This window comes from Longimonas haloalkaliphila (genome assembly GCF_055379825.1).
This window is the reverse complement of the sequence record NZ_AP043948.1, coordinates 3,684,147-3,700,500: the sequence shown is the minus strand read 5'-3', so window position 1 is coordinate 3,700,500 and position 16,354 is coordinate 3,684,147. Positions and strand designations below refer to the sequence as shown.

The 16,354-nt window shown below is 60.0% G+C and carries 16 protein-coding genes; 4 read left to right on the top strand and 12 right to left on the bottom strand.

Annotation, left to right across the window (positions count from 1 at the left end; genetic code table 11):
• The first annotated feature begins 219 nt into the window (after nt 1-219).
• Nucleotides 220-600: a RidA family protein gene (locus ACZ48V_RS14525; protein ID WP_464540302.1), complete on the top strand. Its 381-nt coding sequence runs from the start codon at nt 220-222 to the stop codon at nt 598-600.
• A gap of 39 nt (nt 601-639) precedes the next feature.
• Here the strand turns inward: ACZ48V_RS14525 and ACZ48V_RS14520 are convergent, their stop codons facing one another.
• From ACZ48V_RS14520 to ACZ48V_RS14480, 9 genes are all read right to left on the bottom strand, one after another.
• Nucleotides 640-1,239, bottom strand: coding sequence for a hypothetical protein (locus tag ACZ48V_RS14520; protein WP_464540300.1), 600 nt, complete (start codon nt 1,237-1,239; stop codon nt 640-642).
• Between the two features lie 116 nt (nt 1,240-1,355).
• Nucleotides 1,356-2,579 (bottom strand): N-acetylmuramoyl-L-alanine amidase family protein, encoded by a 1,224-nt coding sequence (locus tag ACZ48V_RS14515; protein WP_464540299.1) that lies wholly within the window; start codon nt 2,577-2,579, stop codon nt 1,356-1,358.
• A 59-nt stretch (nt 2,580-2,638) separates the two neighbouring features.
• The gene (locus ACZ48V_RS14510) at nt 2,639-3,235 is read right to left on the bottom strand and encodes a DUF1684 domain-containing protein (protein ID WP_464540297.1); all 597 of its coding nucleotides are present in this window, start codon (nt 3,233-3,235) and stop codon (nt 2,639-2,641) included.
• Between the two features lie 161 nt (nt 3,236-3,396).
• Nucleotides 3,397-4,065, bottom strand: a complete 669-nt coding sequence (locus ACZ48V_RS14505; protein WP_464540295.1) for a hypothetical protein — start codon at nt 4,063-4,065, stop codon at nt 3,397-3,399.
• Nucleotides 4,066-4,089: 24 nt separating this feature from the next.
• Nucleotides 4,090-4,746, bottom strand: coding sequence for a hypothetical protein (locus ACZ48V_RS14500; RefSeq protein WP_464540293.1), 657 nt, complete (start codon nt 4,744-4,746; stop codon nt 4,090-4,092).
• A gap of 85 nt (nt 4,747-4,831) precedes the next feature.
• On the bottom strand, nt 4,832-5,449 hold the full coding sequence (locus tag ACZ48V_RS14495; protein WP_464540291.1) for a sigma-70 family RNA polymerase sigma factor: 618 nt from the start codon (nt 5,447-5,449) through the stop codon (nt 4,832-4,834).
• Nucleotides 5,450-5,710: 261 nt separating this feature from the next.
• A complete protein-coding gene (locus tag ACZ48V_RS14490; protein WP_464540289.1) occupies nt 5,711-7,963 on the bottom strand; it encodes a sensor histidine kinase in 2,253 nt (750 codons plus the stop codon).
• Nucleotides 7,964-8,118: 155 nt separating this feature from the next.
• Nucleotides 8,119-8,478 carry an FxLYD domain-containing protein gene (locus tag ACZ48V_RS14485; protein ID WP_464540287.1) on the bottom strand — a complete coding sequence of 120 codons (360 nt, stop codon included), beginning with the start codon at nt 8,476-8,478 and terminating at the stop codon, nt 8,119-8,121.
• Between the two features lie 145 nt (nt 8,479-8,623).
• Nucleotides 8,624-11,320: a valine--tRNA ligase gene (locus tag ACZ48V_RS14480; protein WP_464540285.1), complete on the bottom strand. Its 2,697-nt coding sequence runs from the start codon at nt 11,318-11,320 to the stop codon at nt 8,624-8,626.
• 663 nt (nt 11,321-11,983) lie between these two features.
• Here ACZ48V_RS14480 and ACZ48V_RS14475 point away from each other — a divergent pair.
• The gene (locus ACZ48V_RS14475) at nt 11,984-12,502 is read left to right on the top strand and encodes a thioredoxin family protein (RefSeq protein ID WP_464540283.1); all 519 of its coding nucleotides are present in this window, start codon (nt 11,984-11,986) and stop codon (nt 12,500-12,502) included.
• 65 nt (nt 12,503-12,567) lie between these two features.
• On the top strand, nt 12,568-13,476 hold the full coding sequence (locus ACZ48V_RS14470) for a histone deacetylase family protein (protein WP_464540281.1): 909 nt from the start codon (nt 12,568-12,570) through the stop codon (nt 13,474-13,476).
• A 62-nt stretch (nt 13,477-13,538) separates the two neighbouring features.
• Here ACZ48V_RS14470 and prmC read toward each other — a convergent pair whose 3' ends face one another.
• Together prmC and ACZ48V_RS14460 are read right to left on the bottom strand one after the other, a co-directional pair.
• Nucleotides 13,539-14,402 carry a peptide chain release factor N(5)-glutamine methyltransferase gene (prmC, locus tag ACZ48V_RS14465; protein WP_464540279.1) on the bottom strand — a complete coding sequence of 288 codons (864 nt, stop codon included), beginning with the start codon at nt 14,400-14,402 and terminating at the stop codon, nt 13,539-13,541.
• The gene (locus tag ACZ48V_RS14460) at nt 14,399-14,695 is read right to left on the bottom strand and encodes an acylphosphatase (RefSeq protein WP_464540277.1); all 297 of its coding nucleotides are present in this window, start codon (nt 14,693-14,695) and stop codon (nt 14,399-14,401) included. Before ACZ48V_RS14460 ends, prmC begins: the two co-directional genes overlap by 4 nt.
• Nucleotides 14,696-14,850: 155 nt before the next feature.
• Between ACZ48V_RS14460 and ACZ48V_RS14455 the strand changes: the two genes are divergently transcribed.
• Nucleotides 14,851-15,255 (top strand): hypothetical protein, encoded by a 405-nt coding sequence (locus tag ACZ48V_RS14455; protein ID WP_464540275.1) that lies wholly within the window; start codon nt 14,851-14,853, stop codon nt 15,253-15,255.
• Between the two features lie 55 nt (nt 15,256-15,310).
• Here the strand turns inward: ACZ48V_RS14455 and zapE are convergent, their stop codons facing one another.
• On the bottom strand, nt 15,311-16,327 hold the full coding sequence (gene zapE, locus ACZ48V_RS14450; RefSeq protein ID WP_464540273.1) for an AFG1/ZapE family ATPase: 1,017 nt from the start codon (nt 16,325-16,327) through the stop codon (nt 15,311-15,313).
• Nucleotides 16,328-16,354: the final 27 nt, after the last annotated feature.

Below are 16,354 nucleotides of genomic sequence, written 5' to 3'. Positions count from 1 at the left end.
GCCGGACTATTGGAAGAGCGATGCGCGAAATATTTGAGCAAAAACCAGCTAAACAAAGCTTAAAGCAATATTCGCTTGTTCTCGCTCTGTGTAGCGTGCATTTTAGGTGTGTAGCAACTGTTCACCCTGAGCTAAAGCCGTTCGATACCGCAGACAAGCGGATGAACTGTGCCGCGCTGGGTGGCAGATTCTCAGTCCTTGCTCTGCACACGCCCCTCTATGTCACGTACTACGGTGAAGACCCCTCGCGCGCCCGCTGCCATTGGTCCGTACAGCCAGGCAATTCTTTCGGACGACACGCTCTACTGCTCAGGTCAGATTGCTATTGATCCCGAAACGGGGAGCATGGTGAATGGCTCAATTGAGGAAGAAACACGCCAGGTGTTGGAGAACATTGGCGCGGTGCTCCAGGGGGCCAGTATGGAGTACGAGAACGTTGTGCGCTGTACGGTATTCTTGACCGATGTGAACGACTATGCCCAGGTGAACGACGTGTACGGGCGCTACTTCAACGAGGCCCCGCCCGCCCGGCAGGCCGTGCAAGTAGCTGCCCTCCCGCGCAACGCCAAGGTCGAAATCTCGTGCATCGCTGTTCGGTAGGCACGGCTATTCCGTCGTAGGCACGCGAGAGGCGGTACGTTACCCTTCCACATTAATGCGGTAGCAGACCGTTATCGCAACCTCGTCGCCGCCCGAGCCAATGCTTCCCGGGTCATCTACCTCCAACTCTAATGTAATGGGTCGTGCGCTGCCCTGCACGATACCCGTAACATCGGTGTTTAGGTTGTCAAGCGTAATAACGGACTCGTCGGCCACAGGGGTCTGTCCGGCTATTAGCTGTCCGTCAGGGTCGTCGCCGTAGTATACGTTGACAGACCCAAGATATCCAAACACCTTTGGCTGTACGCGCAAGGCCCCGCCAGGCGGGAACCACCGCCCCATGGTGACTTCTGTGACTTCCGCATTGAGTACGTCGTTGCGCGTGAAGCCACCAAACCCGTCAAGAACAGACGAGAGGTTGTCTGCACGATCCGAGGTAATGACTATCTTTCCGTCAGTCACATCATCTGCATCGTACACTGGAAACGTAAAATCGACCTCAACGGGGTCGGCCACGTTGCAACTCGGTCCGCCGAGCGTGATGGGAGACGGGTCGGTGTCGTCGCATCCTGTAAGTGCTCCCGTAAGAGCTACAGCAAGAACGACCGAAAGAACGAGCGAAGAGAGGCGGTGCGTCATGGGCATATGTATTACGATGGAAGGAGGCCGGGCTCAACAGGTAGGCGGTGTAGGCAGATGCTGTAGACGAAACGGACAGCACGCGGCGTTTGGTACCGCGGTTGTTCGAGCAATGATCATTCCCCAGCTACAGGCACCATGCCGCGTTCGTACTGTTTTTTGTAGTCACGCACGGCGCGGAAGATAGCACTGGCCATGTAGGTCTTCCCTTGATCGCTGGCAAGGAACCGAGCCTCTGATCGGTTAGACAGGAAGCCCATCTCCACAAGCACCGCAGGCATTGAGGCGCCCCAGAGCACGTAAAAGGGCGCCTGTTTAACGCCCCGGCTGCGTCGGTTGACCCGGTTCTCAAACTGGTCCTCAATGAGGCTGGCCAGTTGCTGGCTCTGGCGTAGATAGGCGCTCTGAGTCAGCGTAGCGCGCACCAGTTGCTGGTCGTTGTAGTCGTCGTACACGTCGGTATCTTCCTCGTAGCGGATCACGCTGTTTTCGCGTTCCATCACCCGTCGTGCCGATTCTGATTTGTACGGACCAAGAAAGAAGGTTTCGGTGCCGTGAGCACGGTGCGAGGCGGCTGCGTTTGCGTGGATCGACAGAAAGAGCTTCGCGCCGTTCTCATTGGCAAACCGCCCCCGTTCCTCCAGTTCGATGAATGTATCATCGGTGCGCGTGTAGAGGACGTTCACATCAAGGTAGCGTTCGAGGTACTCGCCGAGCTGCAGTGCTACATCCAGCACAATATCTTTTTCTTTGAGTCCATGCGCTGTAGCTCCGGTGTCTTTGCCTCCGTGCCCCGGGTCAATCACGATCGTGTCAAGCCGCCAGCGCTCACGTACGGAATCGACCGCATTGTTGCCAGGCTGCGCGCCAGCGCCGGTCGTTGTACCTGGTTCCGGTGAAGCATCGGCCGTAGGAGCAGGGCCCGTATATGTCAGGTTCATCAGGATGTCGTCGGACGCGCTGTCGCGGTACGCGTCGGTTTCTATGCTCTGGTCACCATCCATTCGAAGGTGAAGCGTTAGGTGGTCGCCGTCTTTGCTCACGTCAAACTGTGCAACGGGCCCTTGGGTAGGCAGCGTTACGCCGTCACCGATATTGGCATCGTAGATCGTCCAGTCTACGCGATCGCCCTCTTCTTCTGGCATCGAAAACGCTTGAATGCGCTGATTGCTACGTATCCGCAAGATGTAGCCCTGGCCGTCTGAGCGTTCGGTGAGTACCAGATTGTCGATCTGCACCTGGGCGGTAGCCGGCGTAGCAGCAAAGGCACTGGCAGCCAGAAGAAGCATGGCAACGAAGCCATACCGAAGCCGATTGGCGTAGTTGATTGAAGGCATCATATGAATAACCTACTGCATAGAGCTAAGATCATGCAATGTGTTGCCGTGCTGTGGCACGGTCAGCTGTGCAACTGAGACTTCTTTTCACCGGCCTCAACCGGTACCGACAACGTATTTTCAGGAGGCGGCAGGGGGCATACGTAGTTCAGATTATAGTCACAGTATGGGTTAAACGCTTTGTTGAAGTCAACCGCCACAGTGGTATCGTTAACAAGTGGTGCGTTGAGATAGCGCCCGGCAGGATAGGTTGCGTCGCCGTTGGTCGCATCGCGAAAGGGAATCCAGAGCTTCCCGTCGAGGCCACGCTCACGGAAAGCAGCCAGCCGGGTGGTATCGCCGAGAGGAATCGCAACATGCCCCACGATGATCTTGTCGACCGGCTCGCCCTTGTGCTGTTGAACGCGCAGGGTGTCGCGTTCCTCTACCCGCTCAAGTGTGAGCTCGAACCGGTAGTCGGGGTCGACCGGGTAGTAGCGCAGTCCGTCAAAGCGGCGACGGGTTGAGGCGTCGAGCACCGTGCGGTCCGCATCCCGCATTCTCATGTCGCGATCGAGGCGATGCTGCAGAATCTCATTTTCATACATCTTCTCATCGCTGAGCGTATGAGTTTCGCATCCCCCTGTAGCGATGAGCAACAGCATAAGGAGGCCTGCCACAAGGGCGTGAAGTGAAAATGGTTGTGCCGGGGACAGGGGGAGCATAGCAAGACAGATGCACTGAGGAAATATACCTACTTGCCTTATATCGGTAACAATGTATTCGGTTTATGGAAGGGTGAACGGGAGCGCTGAATTGTTTGCAAGGTTGTGAGCACCGCTTATAAATCAGCGTTTCCAAGGAGCTGTCTGATGCGCTGGTTGATCATGGTCTCGCGATGAGCGCTGCGCTCGTGCATGCGTTGACGCATCAGCTCCACCTGCTGTTCGAGGTGTTCAATTTCGCGCTGCCGGTTGGCCTGTTTTATGTCGAAGAGCTGCGAAACAGTCTGGCGCAGCGTGTCGAGATGGGCGGTGCGTTCAGGGCCGGCCTCCATCTGGCGGATGCGGTAGGCCCGCTGCTGTGCCGTGTGCTCAAGCGCATACTCGCGCCGCACGTCTTCATAGAGCGCCTGGCTCTGCGCACGCAACAGGTCAAGGTATTCGGTGGACGGGTCGTCGTGATCGGAATCGGGGCGAGGGGCCTCAAGTGGTTCAAGACCGGTAGCCGTGAGACGGTAGGTGCGTCCCTGAATCTGAACGATGGGCTCCTCAATGCCGCGCACGTGATAGCGGAGATGAATGCCTTCGATGCGAAGTCCCTGGGGCAGAGCGTCGCTTGAAACTTCTTCTCCATCAATGTACACGGTACCATCCTGAATATGAAGCGACCGTTCCATCGTCGTCTGTCCGGCGGCTGGCAACGCATAGATGCCGGCACCAGCAACAAGGAGAACCAGAACGGCAAGGGCCGAACGTAGAGAGGTCAGTGGAGGGGTACGGTGTGCCATGGCGTACACTACTGCGAGGAGGAGCTACTGCGAGAACGAACGAGGACCAGCCAGCGAAGCAGAACGCGTTCCTACGCGCTCAGATAGCGCGGCCGCTTGCCTATGCAGCGTGGCGCGCCGCTCAGGAGCATCCCAGTCTGGCAAGGTTGTGGTGGAGGATGTAGAGGAGAGTGCAGGCAGCGGCTCTGGCGAAGGAGACGAACTGGGAAGGCTGCTCACAGCCATAACAAGGGCAAGCATGCAGGCGATTCCCCATGCGACTGCGTGTGAGTGTTCTGTCGGCGCGCCCTGGTTACGCGAAGATGCGCGGGGGGCACGGTCGGAAGCGGAAGGGTCTGTGCTACGCTGCTCATGATACGCAGGCGACGATACGGCAACCCAGGACCCGGAGGGAGCACAAGGTACAGTATCGCCCTCATAGCGGGGCGACGAAGAGATGGGGGCAGGTCTATCGGGTTGAGGCGACGCTTTATGCGCCTCGGCGGCCTGGTCTACGATGCGGTCAACGACTGAGGCGCTGGGCTGTGGCGGCGGCTGGGCATCCAGCTTTTGTTTGACCTCGTGCAATTCAAACCAGGTGTCGAACAAGTCAGGGCAATCGGCAAGCGCACGTTCAAAATCAGCCTCATCTTCGAGCTCGCCGTACATGTAGCGAAGGAGGCGATCGATATCAGTGTTCATGCCATTGAAGCAGCTTGTATGGGTGAGAAGGCAGGTGAGGCATGACAAGGCCGAACGCAGCCCGTCTGGCAGATGGCCGGCGAGGTTACATCGAGAACCGGTCGTCTACCGATCCGACCAGCGCTTGCTGGTCAACGTCTTCAAGCATGCCACGCAGGTTTTTCAGCGCGTAGCGCATGCGTCCGAGAGCAGTGTTTATAGATACGCCGGTGAGCTCGGCGATTTCGCGGAACGTCAGGTCTGTTTGCTGCCGAAGCAGCAGCACCTCACGCTGTTCGGGCGCAAGGCGTCGAATGTGGCGATTGAGCACGGCACGTTGCTGCATGCGGTGCAGGTCGGCATCGGCGGAGGGCATATCGCTTTCGAGCGTATCCCAGAACGAGCGCCCCTCGTCGTCATCAGACGAGACATCAGACCACTTCTTTTGTTTGCGAAGATAGTCGATTGTGGCGTTTCGTGCAATGCGCATCACCCAGCTGAGCCACTGCCCTTTGTGAGTGTATGAGCCGCGGCGGTCGTTCATCGCCTTGATCACCCGTTCGAAGGTGTCTTGAAAGAGGTCATGGGCTACAGCGCGGTCGTGCACCATGCCCATAATGTACCCAAAAATCTGGTCCTGGTGCCGCTCAACGAGTGTTCGAAACGCCTGCTCGTCTCCCGACTCCAGGTACGCTTCGATGAGTGCTTCATCGGTTGGTTGCATAACAGATTGCATAACAGTGCTTCCATTCCATCAGGGAAAGACCGTGGAGGAAGCATGCATTACAAGGAACGAGCCATGCCACGCCGTTATTGCGCAAAGCGCGCACTAACTGTATAGTATAGGCATAGCACGGGGGATATGCGTGCTTGTGTGTCGTTGCAGGCTGTGAAAAGTGTCCACCATGATACGCACGGCTGCCTTGCGTGCTTGACACTGCTGCAAGCAAACAAGGCAGTAGTGTCGATGCCTGGAGGGCGCAGATCACATGCTTATCGGGCCTTCAGCACGAGGAACGCGAAGCGTGATGGTGCTGCCTTCGCCCTTCTTGGTGTTGATATCGATCGAGCCGTTTAGCCGCTCCATAATATGTTTGCACACGGTGAGTCCAAGCCCGCTCCCCTGGTGGGTGCGGGCGAGCCCGTCGCTTTCTTGCGTGAAGGCGTCGAACGCCCGCGGCACAAACGCCGGATCGATGCCTGATCCGGTATCGGCAACGTGGATAACGACGCAGTCGGGTTCAGCCGCAACCGTGAGCGTAATCCGGCCGCTCTCGGTGAACTTGATGGCGTTGTCGAGTACGTGTTGCAAGACGCGTTCAAGGAGGTCCGGATCGACCCGCATATAGAGGGATTCATCCTGCACATCGATGCGCGTCTCCAGTCCTTTCTCACGGGCACGTTCGCGGGCCGAAATCGTTTTTTGCTTAACGGTCTGCGCTGCAGGGTGGGGGTTTAGGTCGGGGGTAAGCGTTCCGGCTTCCAGCTGTGCCAGGTCGAGCAGCGAGTCGAGCGTAAAGAGCAGGCGCCGCCCGCTACGTTCAATGAGGTCGACAAAGCGACGATACTTTGAGTCGATTCCTTCCCGGAGCGTGGGCGTGAAGCCGAGAATGACAGTTAGCGGAGTGCGCATCTCGTGGGTTATGTTAGAGAGCACCGATGAGCGAAATTGGGCTACGTCTTCGGCTTTCTCTTTGGCTTCCACGAGCGCCCGCCGGGCGGTCTCCCGCTGCGTAATATCGGTAATAGCAATCACAGCGCAGGGGTCGTCGTCTACGCTGATGCGCTGCAGCGAGCAGAGGACATCGATACGGGTGCCGTCGGGCTGGCAGAAGGTGGCTTGCACATCATTGACCGTCTGCGTTTCGCGGAGCTGGTTGACCACCGCCATGCGGTAGTTTGCGTTCTTCCAGAGCGCCATGTCGCCATCGGTGCGCCCCACAATATCGTAGCGGGGCCGTTTGACCAGTGTACACATGGCGTCGTTCGCATTCAGGTAGACGCCGTCGCTCAGCCGAAAGATCGCCAGCGGTGAGGGGCTCATGCGGAAGATCTTCTGCATGAGCGTTTGGGTCTCCTGGGCTTGCACGAGGGCACGCTTGCGCTCGGTGATGTCGACCAGGCTGACAAGGGCACAGTCGTGGCGATCCAGCACAATAAGGCGTGCGCTCAGGAGAACCGTGCGGGCGCGTCCGGATGCATCATGCAGAGTAAGCTCGCGGTCGTCGATTCGGCCACGCTGGCGCAGGCTATGGGCCAGGCGCCTCCGTTCGTATCCCGAAAGCCCGGTAGACACATTCGAGAGAAACTCTCCTGTGAGATCAGAAGCGGCCGAGCCGGTGAGCGATTCCATGCGCTCGCTCACTTCAAGGATGAGTCCGTCGCGCAGTCGAAGAATAGCTGCGGCCGGCCCCAGGTGGAACGCAGTGTCAAAGAGGCTGAGCGTGCGTGCGAGGTTTTCAGAGAGGCGATCGCGCCCCGTCAGGTCGCGTACGGCGATGAGGGCTGCATGTCGCCCCTGGTACACCATTGGTACCGATGCCGACTCGACCGAGCGCTCTTCGCCATCTTGGGTGCGCAGCGTGTGGCGCGTAAAGTCGATACAGCTTCCGGTGCGCACCTGCTTGCGGCGCGCAGAGGCGCTCGGCTGTGCCTGTTCGGGAATGTACCTCCAGATCGACGTGCCGAGCAGCGCCTCCAGCGAAGGAGCACCGGTCATTGACACAGCTGCCGAGTTTGCGTACTTGATGCGGTCGTTCGAAGCGACGATCAGGATCGCATCCGGCAGCAGCTCCAGGAGCTCGCGGTGCAGCGGCTCCATATCGGGCTGAGCGGCATGGGGCGTGCGGCGCAGTACACCGTGCAGACATGTCTGTGCGTCGCCGTGTGCAGGCTCAGGATGATTGCATGGGCGTACCGTGCCCGTCCACGATTCTGTAGGGCCGTTTCGAAGGGCGACAGAGACCGGTTCGCCGGTTGCTTGGGCCTCACGAAGAGCAGTAAGCATGCCCTCCTGAGTACGCATCAGGCTACGAAGGGTATCTGCGGTATCGGGCGAGACGGCATTGACATCGATAGCGCCTATGTTTGCATGATCAGCATCGTTTCCCTCCAACACTACGTGAAAGGTCGCATCCGCCAGCGTACGAAGCTGCTGGCGATACGACTCGGCCGTAGCCTCGGCAGCCTGCGCGCGCTTGCGTAACTCGGATATAAGGTCTGCGTTTGATGCCTCCATACATGTCTCGATTGAGGATGGCCTCATGCGCCGCTTCAGAACGATTCTGCGGTGCGCATGAACATGGTAAGTGTACGCCCCGAACGTGCTGAGGTGCACAGATATAAGCCCTCTTCCTAAGACGTTACGCCGCCGTCCATGTCAGCCGGAGCCACCTACGGCGTCATAACGCTGCTTATGCGGGCTTGCCCGACGGAGCCGCTATGTTCGAGTGGATGGGTGAACGCCCGCATGTCGTTGGCGGGAATGTCGTTCACCTCAATGTATTGCGTTCCAACCTGGGCGCCGCCCTCGTCGAAGAGAGTGACTTCGACCTGCGTGACCGAGACGTCGCGGTCTCCGCTGTTGTGCACCTCACCGACAAATTCGCGCTGCCCATTGGGCTGCTCGACGTAGCGGAAGTCGCGAACGTCGATGTGCTCTGCTTGCTGAGAAGACCCGTTGCCGCATCCGGCCAGAAGCCCGACGCCAAGAAGGGCAGCGAGAAGGAGTGTCGTGTTCAACAGCGTGCGCATAGTCTAAAGCAGCGATTAAAGAAGGTAAACAACCACCACACAGAACGCGCCGAGAAGACGGATTGGTACCCGGGCTCCCGGCGCGTTTCTGGAAGATCACATGATAGAGCGAGCGTATGGCGGCAGCGCCCTATGCAGCAGCGTCCTATGCGGAATGCAGTTCAGCGAGGTTGGCGCGCAAGCGCTCCAGTTCGGCATTTGCATCCCGCTTTTTCTGGCGCTCGCGCTCGACCACGTCATCGGGCGCTTTCGTTACAAACTGCTCGTTCTGCAGCTTGCCCTCCACGCTCTTCAGAAAACCTTCTTTCTCGGCAATAGCCGACTTGAGGCGCTCACGCTCTTTGTCGAGGTCGATCATGCCTTTCAGCGGTACGAACACTTCGCTCTCCTCAACAACAACCGAGGCGCTGGCTTTCGGCTTCGACAGGTCGTGGCCAACGGTGAGGTCCGTTACGCGCGCCAGCTGTTCGAAGTAGCCCGGATACGCCCGCAGTGCCTCGGCCCGTGCGGTAGCCGTTTCGGGCAGACTGATCGTGGCAGCGACCTCCGTTCCGGCGCCGACGCCATAGTCGCTCTTGATGCTGCGAATCCCCGAAATGAGCTCTTGCAGATGTGCAAAGGTGTCATGCGTATTGGCGTCGTGGGGCACATCGTCGGCCTGCGGCCAGTCGGATACGATGCAGGCGTCGCCCTCCTCACGCGGACGCACCTTCCACCACAGCTCTTCCGTCACGAATGGCATGAACGGATGCAGCAGTTGCAGCAGCGTCTCGAAGATCGACGCAGCGCGGGCAATCACCTGCTCGTCCATCGCCTCGCCGTAGGGCGGTTTGATGAGCTCCAGGTACCAGTCGCAGTAGTCGCGCCAGAACACGTCGTAGACGATAGAGACGGCCTCGTTGAGGCGGTACCGGCTGAGCGCATCTTCGATGTCGTTGATGGCTGTGTGCAGACGGTGAAGCATCCACTGCTCCACCATCTCCAGTTCGTCAAAGTCACGCGTGTCGGTATACTCGCGCGTGGGGTGCCCCTGCGCATCGGTCTCCATGAACTGTCCGAAGACGTTGTAGGCGTTCCAGATCTTGTTGGCGAAGTTGCGGCCCATCTCGAACTTCGACGGCGCCAGCTTGATGTCCTGCCCCTGCGCACACAGCAGCGTGAGGGTGAAGCGCGTCGCATCGGCTCCGTACTGATCGACCATTTCGAGCGGGTCGATGCCGTTGCCGAGGCTTTTCGACATCCAGCGGCCCTGCTCGTCTTTCACCATGCCGGTGATGAAGATCTCCGTGAAGGGCGGCTCGTCGGTGAAGTGATACCCGGCCATCACCATGCGGGCGATCCAGAAGAACAGAATGTCGTAGCCCGACACCAGCACATCGGTCGGATAGAAGCGGTCGAGGTCATCGGTCTTCTCCGGCCAGCCGAGCGAGGCAAACGGCGCCAGCCACGACGAAAACCAGGTGTCCAGCACGTCCTCGTCCTGCACCATCTCCTCGTCGGTATCGGGACGGTCGACGCTGACGATGTAGCCGCGATCGGGGTCGGCATTGCCGTTTTCGTCGGTGTAGTACCACACCGGAATCTGATGCCCCCACCACAGCTGCCGCGAGATGCACCAGTCGCGGATGTTCTCCATCCACCGGAAATATTCGTTCTCCCACCGCTTTGGATGAAAGGTAATCGTGCCGTCACGCACCGCTTCGATCGCGGGCTCAGCAAGCGGCTCCATCTCCACAAACCACTGCCGCGAGATCAGCGGCTCGATAACAGCGCCCGAGCGGTCGGACACCGGTACGTTGATCGTGTGCTCTTCAACATCGGCAAGCAGACCCTCAGCGTCGAGGTCGGCCACGATCTTGTCGCGTGCGGCAAAGCGGTCGAGGCCTTCGTACGAACCGCCGTTCGCGTTGATGGTGCCATCGGGGTTCATCACGTTGATGGTTTCGAGGTCGTGACGCTCGCCGATCTCGAAGTCGTTTTCGTCGTGGCCGGGCGTTACCTTCAGCGCGCCCGTCCCAAACTCACTGTCGATGTATTCGTCGGCGATAATCGGAATCTCGCGGTCGAGCACCGGCACGCGGGCGGTGCCGCCAATGAGGTGCTGGTAGCGCTCATCGTCGGGGTGTACGGCTAGCGCCGTGTCGCCGAGAATGGTTTCAGGACGCGTGGTGGCGATGGTGACGTACGCGGGGTCGCCGTCGGTAACGAGCGGGTAGCGCACATGCCAGAGGTGCCCGGCGCGCTCCTCGTTGTTGACCTCCTCGTCGGAGAGCGCTGTTTCGTTGGCCGGGTCCCAGTTCACGAGGTAATCGCCGCGGTAGATGAGCCCGTCTTCGTAAAGCTGGACGAACACCTCTTGCACGGCACGCGAGAAGTCCTCATCCATGGTAAAGTACTGGCGGTCCCAGTCGCACGAGTCGCCGAGCGTGCGCTTCTGCCGCAGGATGATGTCGCCGTACTCTTCTTTCCACGCATGCACACGCTCGACGAATGCCTCGCGCCCCAGATCGTGACGCGTAAGGTCCTCTTCTTCTGCAATCTTGCGCTCCACCACGTTCTGCGTGGCGATGCCGGCATGGTCGAGGCCGGGCATCCAGAGGGATTCGTGGCCCTTCATGCGGTGGATACGGGTGAGCGCATCCTGAATGGAGTCTTGTAGCGCATGCCCGATGTGTAGCCGCCCGGTTACGTTGGGCGGCGGCATGGTAATGCTGAAGGGCGGGGCGTCGGTGTCGGCATGGGCCTCGAAGAACCCGTTCTCCTCCCAGTACTGGTACCATTTGTCCTCAATCTGCGAGGGGTCGTAGACGGTGGAGGCGGGGCCTGTGTCCGGTTCGGCCATGGGGATGCGGGGATTGGTGAGGAGCAACGGCAGTCGATTGCGTGCGTGCAGACGCAATTGGCACGCGCACAAATTGCAATGTAGCACGCACGCAGTACAATGCGCAATGTAGCGATGCAACGCCGAAGGGTTTCCCACTGATTTTACATCGCCTCAGGTCGCGGATAGACTTAGAACCTGTTTTGATTTCTTAATTTGGGCTCCGAGCGGCGCTCGCTCTCGCCTGCAAACCAAAACCCAAACAGGCTCTTAGGGGGCTTGGGGCGGATTTCGCGCTGGTGGTCGACATAGAAGAGGATAGGTAGATACTACGTGACGAAGCGATTGGATGCCGCCTCTGCCCCCTTCTGTTCTGCCCTCCATCCGTTAGTCCGCAGGTGCGTGTGGGTCGCTACACCTGTGCAGCGGCTGAAAACTATTCGGCACGTGGGGGCCCAGCGTGTGCTCTATGTGGTGGTCTTTCTTTAGTGGCTTTCTTGCGCGAGTTGCGCACTTGAATGTTATCCTGGCGCGTGATGAAACTACATTCCTGTAGAGGAACTTTTCGGACAAGGGGCCATCCCAATGGCGTGGCTGTGCGTTGCTGCTTCAGCAACGGTGCCTCGGGTATCAGCGGCTCCGCTGCGCATCCCCCTCTGCCTTTATTCTCGTTCTGGTGCTTGTATGACGCGCTTGTCTACGCTCTCGTTTGTTTTACTTCTGACGCTCAGCCTGTTGTACATCCCGCCGGCTCTGGCACAGTCGCCAGAGGCAGGCGAGGTTGAGGACGGATTGCCGCTCATCTCAATGGAGGAGGCCTTCGACACGGCAGCCAACACCGACAAGTCCGTCTTTATTGATGTATACGCACCCTGGTGCCCGCACTGCCAGCGCCTGGAGCAGGAGGTGTATGCCGACAATGAGGTGCAAACGCTGATGGAAGAGCATTTCGTGATGGTACGCATCAACGCGGACGACCCGGCTGAAGAGCATGTCTTTCTGGGAGAGACGATGATGGCGCCCGATCTGGCGACAAGCCTGGGGGCGCATGGCTTTCCTACGCTTATCTTCATGACCAGCGAAGGCGAACGCATCGGGATGCTACCAGGAGCTGTGGAGAAAAGCGACTTTATGCTGCTGCTTCGCTACGTAGGCACCGGCGCCTTCCGCGACCAGTCGCTCGAAGCATTTGCGGGCGAGTAAGCCGGCCTGAAGGCGGCCTGCGCCGACCCCTTCTGTTATACTGATCTGATCAACTCTTCTGCTGGATGCGTGCAAGCTACTGCGACGGGTACTACGTGCCCCTGCCCGAGGGGCATCCGTTTCCGATGGGAAAATTTCCGGCGCTGCATGCCCGGCTCCTTGAGGAAGGGATCCTGCGTCCGAACGACGTCGTGGCGCCGCGCCAGGCCGACTGGTCGGACCTGCTGCACGTGCACACCTCTGATTATCTGAATGCGCTTGCCACGGGCACGCTGTCGCGCCGCGAAGAGCGGCGCATGGGCCTGCCGTGGTCGGAGCGCCTGGTCTATCGCTCGCGGGTCGCCGTGCAGGGCACCCTCAACGCGGCAATGATGGCGCTCGAAGACGGACTCGCAGCCAACCTGGCGGGTGGCACGCACCATGCCATGCCGGGCCACGGCGAGGGCTTCTGCGTGCTCAACGATGTGGCCGTGGCGATTCGTGTGCTGCAGCGAGCCTGCTGGGTCGACCGCGTCTGCATCGTCGACCTCGACGTGCATCAGGGCAACGGCAACGCCGCTTTCTTTGCGGATTCGCCTTCGGTGTATACCTTCTCAATGCATGGCGCGAAGAACTATCCGTTTAAGAAGCCGGCCTCTACCCGCGACGTGCCCTTGCCCGATGGCTGTGGCGACACTGAATACCTGGAGGCGCTCACAGCGCACCTGCCTGGCGTGCTCAACAAAGCCCGGCCCGACTTGGTGTTCTACCTCGCCGGCATCGACGTGATGGCCAACGACCGCTACGGACGCCTGTCGCTCACTCGCAGCGGGCTGCATCAGCGCGATGGCTATGTCCTGGAAACGCTCCACGAGCGCGATCTGGCAACGGTGTTGCTCCTCTCGGGGGGCTATGCCCAAACGCCCGAAGACACCGCCGACCTGCATGCCGTTATGCACCGCGAGGCCGCCCGCGTCTATGGTTTCGCGGCGTAGGCACTTGCTGCAATCTGTTCTGTAAACAGCAGCTGGGTAGGGGGGATGCGCACGGGCGGTGCTCAGTCGGAGCGCTGCCCCCAGACCATACGCGGACGCCCCGACCAATCGGCTTTCTCATCGACGCCTGTCCACCCACACGCGCGAAAGAGCTGCGCCACCGCGGCAGTGCCGTCGGCGTGCGTCTCGACCAGCAACCGGCCGCCCGGACGCACCGCGTCGCGTCCCCAGCGGGCCAGCGCCTGGTAGAAACGCAGCGCGTCGCCCCGTGTGAAGAGCGCCTCGTGCGGGTCGTAGTCGCGCACAACCGCGTCGAGGCTATCGGCTTCGTGGTCTGGGATGTACGGCGGGTTTGAGATGAGCAGGTCGAGGGCGTCCGGGGCGTGCTCTGCAGCATCGTCAGCGGTCATATCGAAGTGCTTCCAGTGCACGTCGAGCGCAAGCGCTTCAGCGTTGCGGCGCGCTACGTTGAGGGCCGCGCCCGACACATCGCCGCCCCACACGGTAGCATCGGGCCGCTCGTGCTTGATCGCACAGGCGATGCATCCGCTTCCGGTGCCCGCGTCGAATACGCGGGGGGCGTCAATGCTGGCGAGCATCGCAAGCGCCTGCTCGACAACCACTTCGGTTTCCGGGCGCGGAATGAGCACATCCGGACTAACGGCGATGCGAAGCCCATAGAAGTCCGTATGGCCCAGCACGTGCTGTAGCGGCTCGCCAGCGGCCCGGCGGCGCACCAGTGCGGCGAATCGCTTCTGCTCCTCCGGCGAGAGCGCGGCGTGCGCATCCCCCACGAGCTGGGTGCTCGATTGCCCACGCACCTCAGCCAGGAGCCAGCGCGCCTGCTGGTGCGGACGCCCCTCAACGTCGGCGAGCTGCTCGGTGCCCCACTGCAGCGCTTCATGTACGGCGAAGAGATTGCTCATGCGTACCGTACCTCAAACTGCTGAAAGTCTTCGGCGGCGTCGCTCCACTCCGCGTCTACGGCGTCGACACGGGCTGCGCGCGGCCCTTCATGGACGGCATCGAGCAGCGCTTGCAGATTTTCGTGTGGGCCCTCGGCTTCGAGGCGCACCGACCCATCGGGTTCGTTGCGGACCCAGCCGGTTAGGCCCTGGCGCTGGGCAGTTGTGCGAGTAAAATGGCGAAACCCGACGCCCTGTACGCGGCCGGTGATTCGTGCAGATAGGCGCTGATAATCCGTATTCGTATCTTGCATATCGGGGATGAAAGGTGAGGACAGAGTTTGCGCGTGTGCCCGCCACGGCAGTGCTGACACCTGTGCTGATGGGTGTGCGTTTCGGAACGATTTGCGTGCGAGCGGGCTTCATCATATTGTAATGTATAATCCTCCCGCAAATGGTCTACCGCACCATGCTCAGCAGTTTACGCATCTCGCATCTGGTGTCGCTACTTATTATTGGAGGAACAGTAGGTCTTCTGGCACTGGGCGGATGCGGTTCCACGCCCCCCGACACTGCCGCGCCTGCTGATGACGTACCCTCGCTTTCTCCGGATGATGAAGCCTCTGAGCTTGAAGACATGATAAGCACTACGGGAACAGTGCGCTACCAGGAGTTGGAAGGCGGCTTCTGGTCGATCATCGCACGCGACAGCACGCGGTACGACCCGGGTGGCACGCTGCCCGACTCGCTGCAGCAAGAAGGGCTTCAGATTCGGTTTCGTGGCAAGGCGGTTCCCGGGCGCCCCTCCATACGCATGTGGGGTACGCCCATCGAGATTCACGAAGCGATGCCCATCGACGTAGACGTCGAGTAGCCGGCATGCTGAATAGCGGATCGGGGTGTAGCAGTGCGGGCGTTGGTAGCGGCTGTTACTCCTGCACGGGCGTCGGAACGGGGACCACGGCACAGAGCGCATGCAGGCGCGACACAGTACGCGTGAACTTCTCCGCGATGGCTCGGGCGAGTCCGGCAAACTGGTCGGGGGCAAACCAGTTATCGGGCGGCCTGCGGGCGGTCATGTACAAGACGGGAGCTTCAGGCCGGGTATACAGCGCATCGACGACGCGAAGCAGTCGCAGCGCATCGTCGGTGGAAGCAATAGTCACTTCTTCAATAGCAAGGCATGCCGGCCGGGTGAGTTGCCGCACAAGCGTATCGTGTGCAATATTGCGGCTCCGATCGCGTAGCTCATCGAAAGAGAGATGCATCACATCATTGTAGTCCGCGCAGGCCTTTCTTAGGTGCGACCGCGTATGTGCGGGGGCGCCTACGTAGATGACCCCGTGTGCTTCTGAGGCGTCGGAAGGGGCTTTACGTCGGTGATCGGGGCCTTCAACCGGCTGCAGCGCATAGCGTCCCCCGAATGTATTCTGAAGAAAGTGCTGGAAGCGCGTTGGGCCTACGTTGGTCGATGAAAATGTTTCGGGGCGCACGTTGCTGGAAGCGAGAAGATAGACGCCCGCTTCGTCGAGCGCCTGAAGCGTATGCACGAGACGGGCCTCATTAGCCGGATCGTCGATCTCAACCTCATCGAGACAGAAGACCGTACACCGGTCGGCAATGGAGCGAGCTACGCGGTGGGGCGTCTCAGTCTGGTGGAAGAGCGTGTGGCTGTGCATAAACCCGCAGGGCGTGTCGGGATGCAGCGTATGATACGCTGACGCGAGCAGATGGGTCTTGCCCGTACCTACCGGCCCCACGAGGTAGAGTCCGCGCTGTGCGGGTTCGCGCCGCCACGGAGCAAGGCGCTGTGGCCATGACCGTTGCCAGGGCGCCGCATCCACAAACGCCTGCACAGCGCTGCGCGCTTCGTCTTGCGAAGGGTGAGCCGGCACGTACGAGTCGAACGTAGCTGAGGAAAAACGGTCGGGCAGAGAGAGGTCCATGAACGAAATAGAGCGTGTGGAGGCCGG

Bases quoted from the DNA above. Each gene is read 5' to 3' on its own strand.
- ACZ48V_RS14485 (WP_464540287.1), bottom strand. From the start codon at position 8,478: ATGCGCACGCTGTTGAACACGACACTCCTTCTCGCTGCCCTTCTTGGC.
- prmC (WP_464540279.1), bottom strand. From the start codon at position 14,402: ATGAGCAATCTCTTCGCCGTACATGAAGCGCTGCAGTGGGGCACCGAG.
- ACZ48V_RS14475 (WP_464540283.1), top strand. From the start codon at position 11,984: ATGACGCGCTTGTCTACGCTCTCGTTTGTTTTACTTCTGACGCTCAGC.
- ACZ48V_RS14520 (WP_464540300.1), bottom strand. From the start codon at position 1,239: ATGACGCACCGCCTCTCTTCGCTCGTTCTTTCGGTCGTTCTTGCTGTA.
- ACZ48V_RS14500 (WP_464540293.1), bottom strand. From the start codon at position 4,746: ATGAACACTGATATCGATCGCCTCCTTCGCTACATGTACGGCGAGCTC.
- ACZ48V_RS14505 (WP_464540295.1), bottom strand. From the start codon at position 4,065: ATGGCACACCGTACCCCTCCACTGACCTCTCTACGTTCGGCCCTTGCC.
- ACZ48V_RS14495 (WP_464540291.1), bottom strand. From the start codon at position 5,449: ATGCAACCAACCGATGAAGCACTCATCGAAGCGTACCTGGAGTCGGGA.
- ACZ48V_RS14525 (WP_464540302.1), top strand. From the start codon at position 220: ATGTCACGTACTACGGTGAAGACCCCTCGCGCGCCCGCTGCCATTGGT.
- ACZ48V_RS14515 (WP_464540299.1), bottom strand. From the start codon at position 2,579: ATGATGCCTTCAATCAACTACGCCAATCGGCTTCGGTATGGCTTCGTT.
- ACZ48V_RS14460 (WP_464540277.1), bottom strand. From the start codon at position 14,695: ATGCAAGATACGAATACGGATTATCAGCGCCTATCTGCACGAATCACC.
- ACZ48V_RS14470 (WP_464540281.1), top strand. From the start codon at position 12,568: ATGCGTGCAAGCTACTGCGACGGGTACTACGTGCCCCTGCCCGAGGGG.
- zapE (WP_464540273.1), bottom strand. From the start codon at position 16,327: ATGGACCTCTCTCTGCCCGACCGTTTTTCCTCAGCTACGTTCGACTCG.
- ACZ48V_RS14480 (WP_464540285.1), bottom strand. From the start codon at position 11,320: ATGGCCGAACCGGACACAGGCCCCGCCTCCACCGTCTACGACCCCTCG.
- ACZ48V_RS14490 (WP_464540289.1), bottom strand. From the start codon at position 7,963: ATGGAGGCATCAAACGCAGACCTTATATCCGAGTTACGCAAGCGCGCG.
- ACZ48V_RS14455 (WP_464540275.1), top strand. From the start codon at position 14,851: ATGCTCAGCAGTTTACGCATCTCGCATCTGGTGTCGCTACTTATTATT.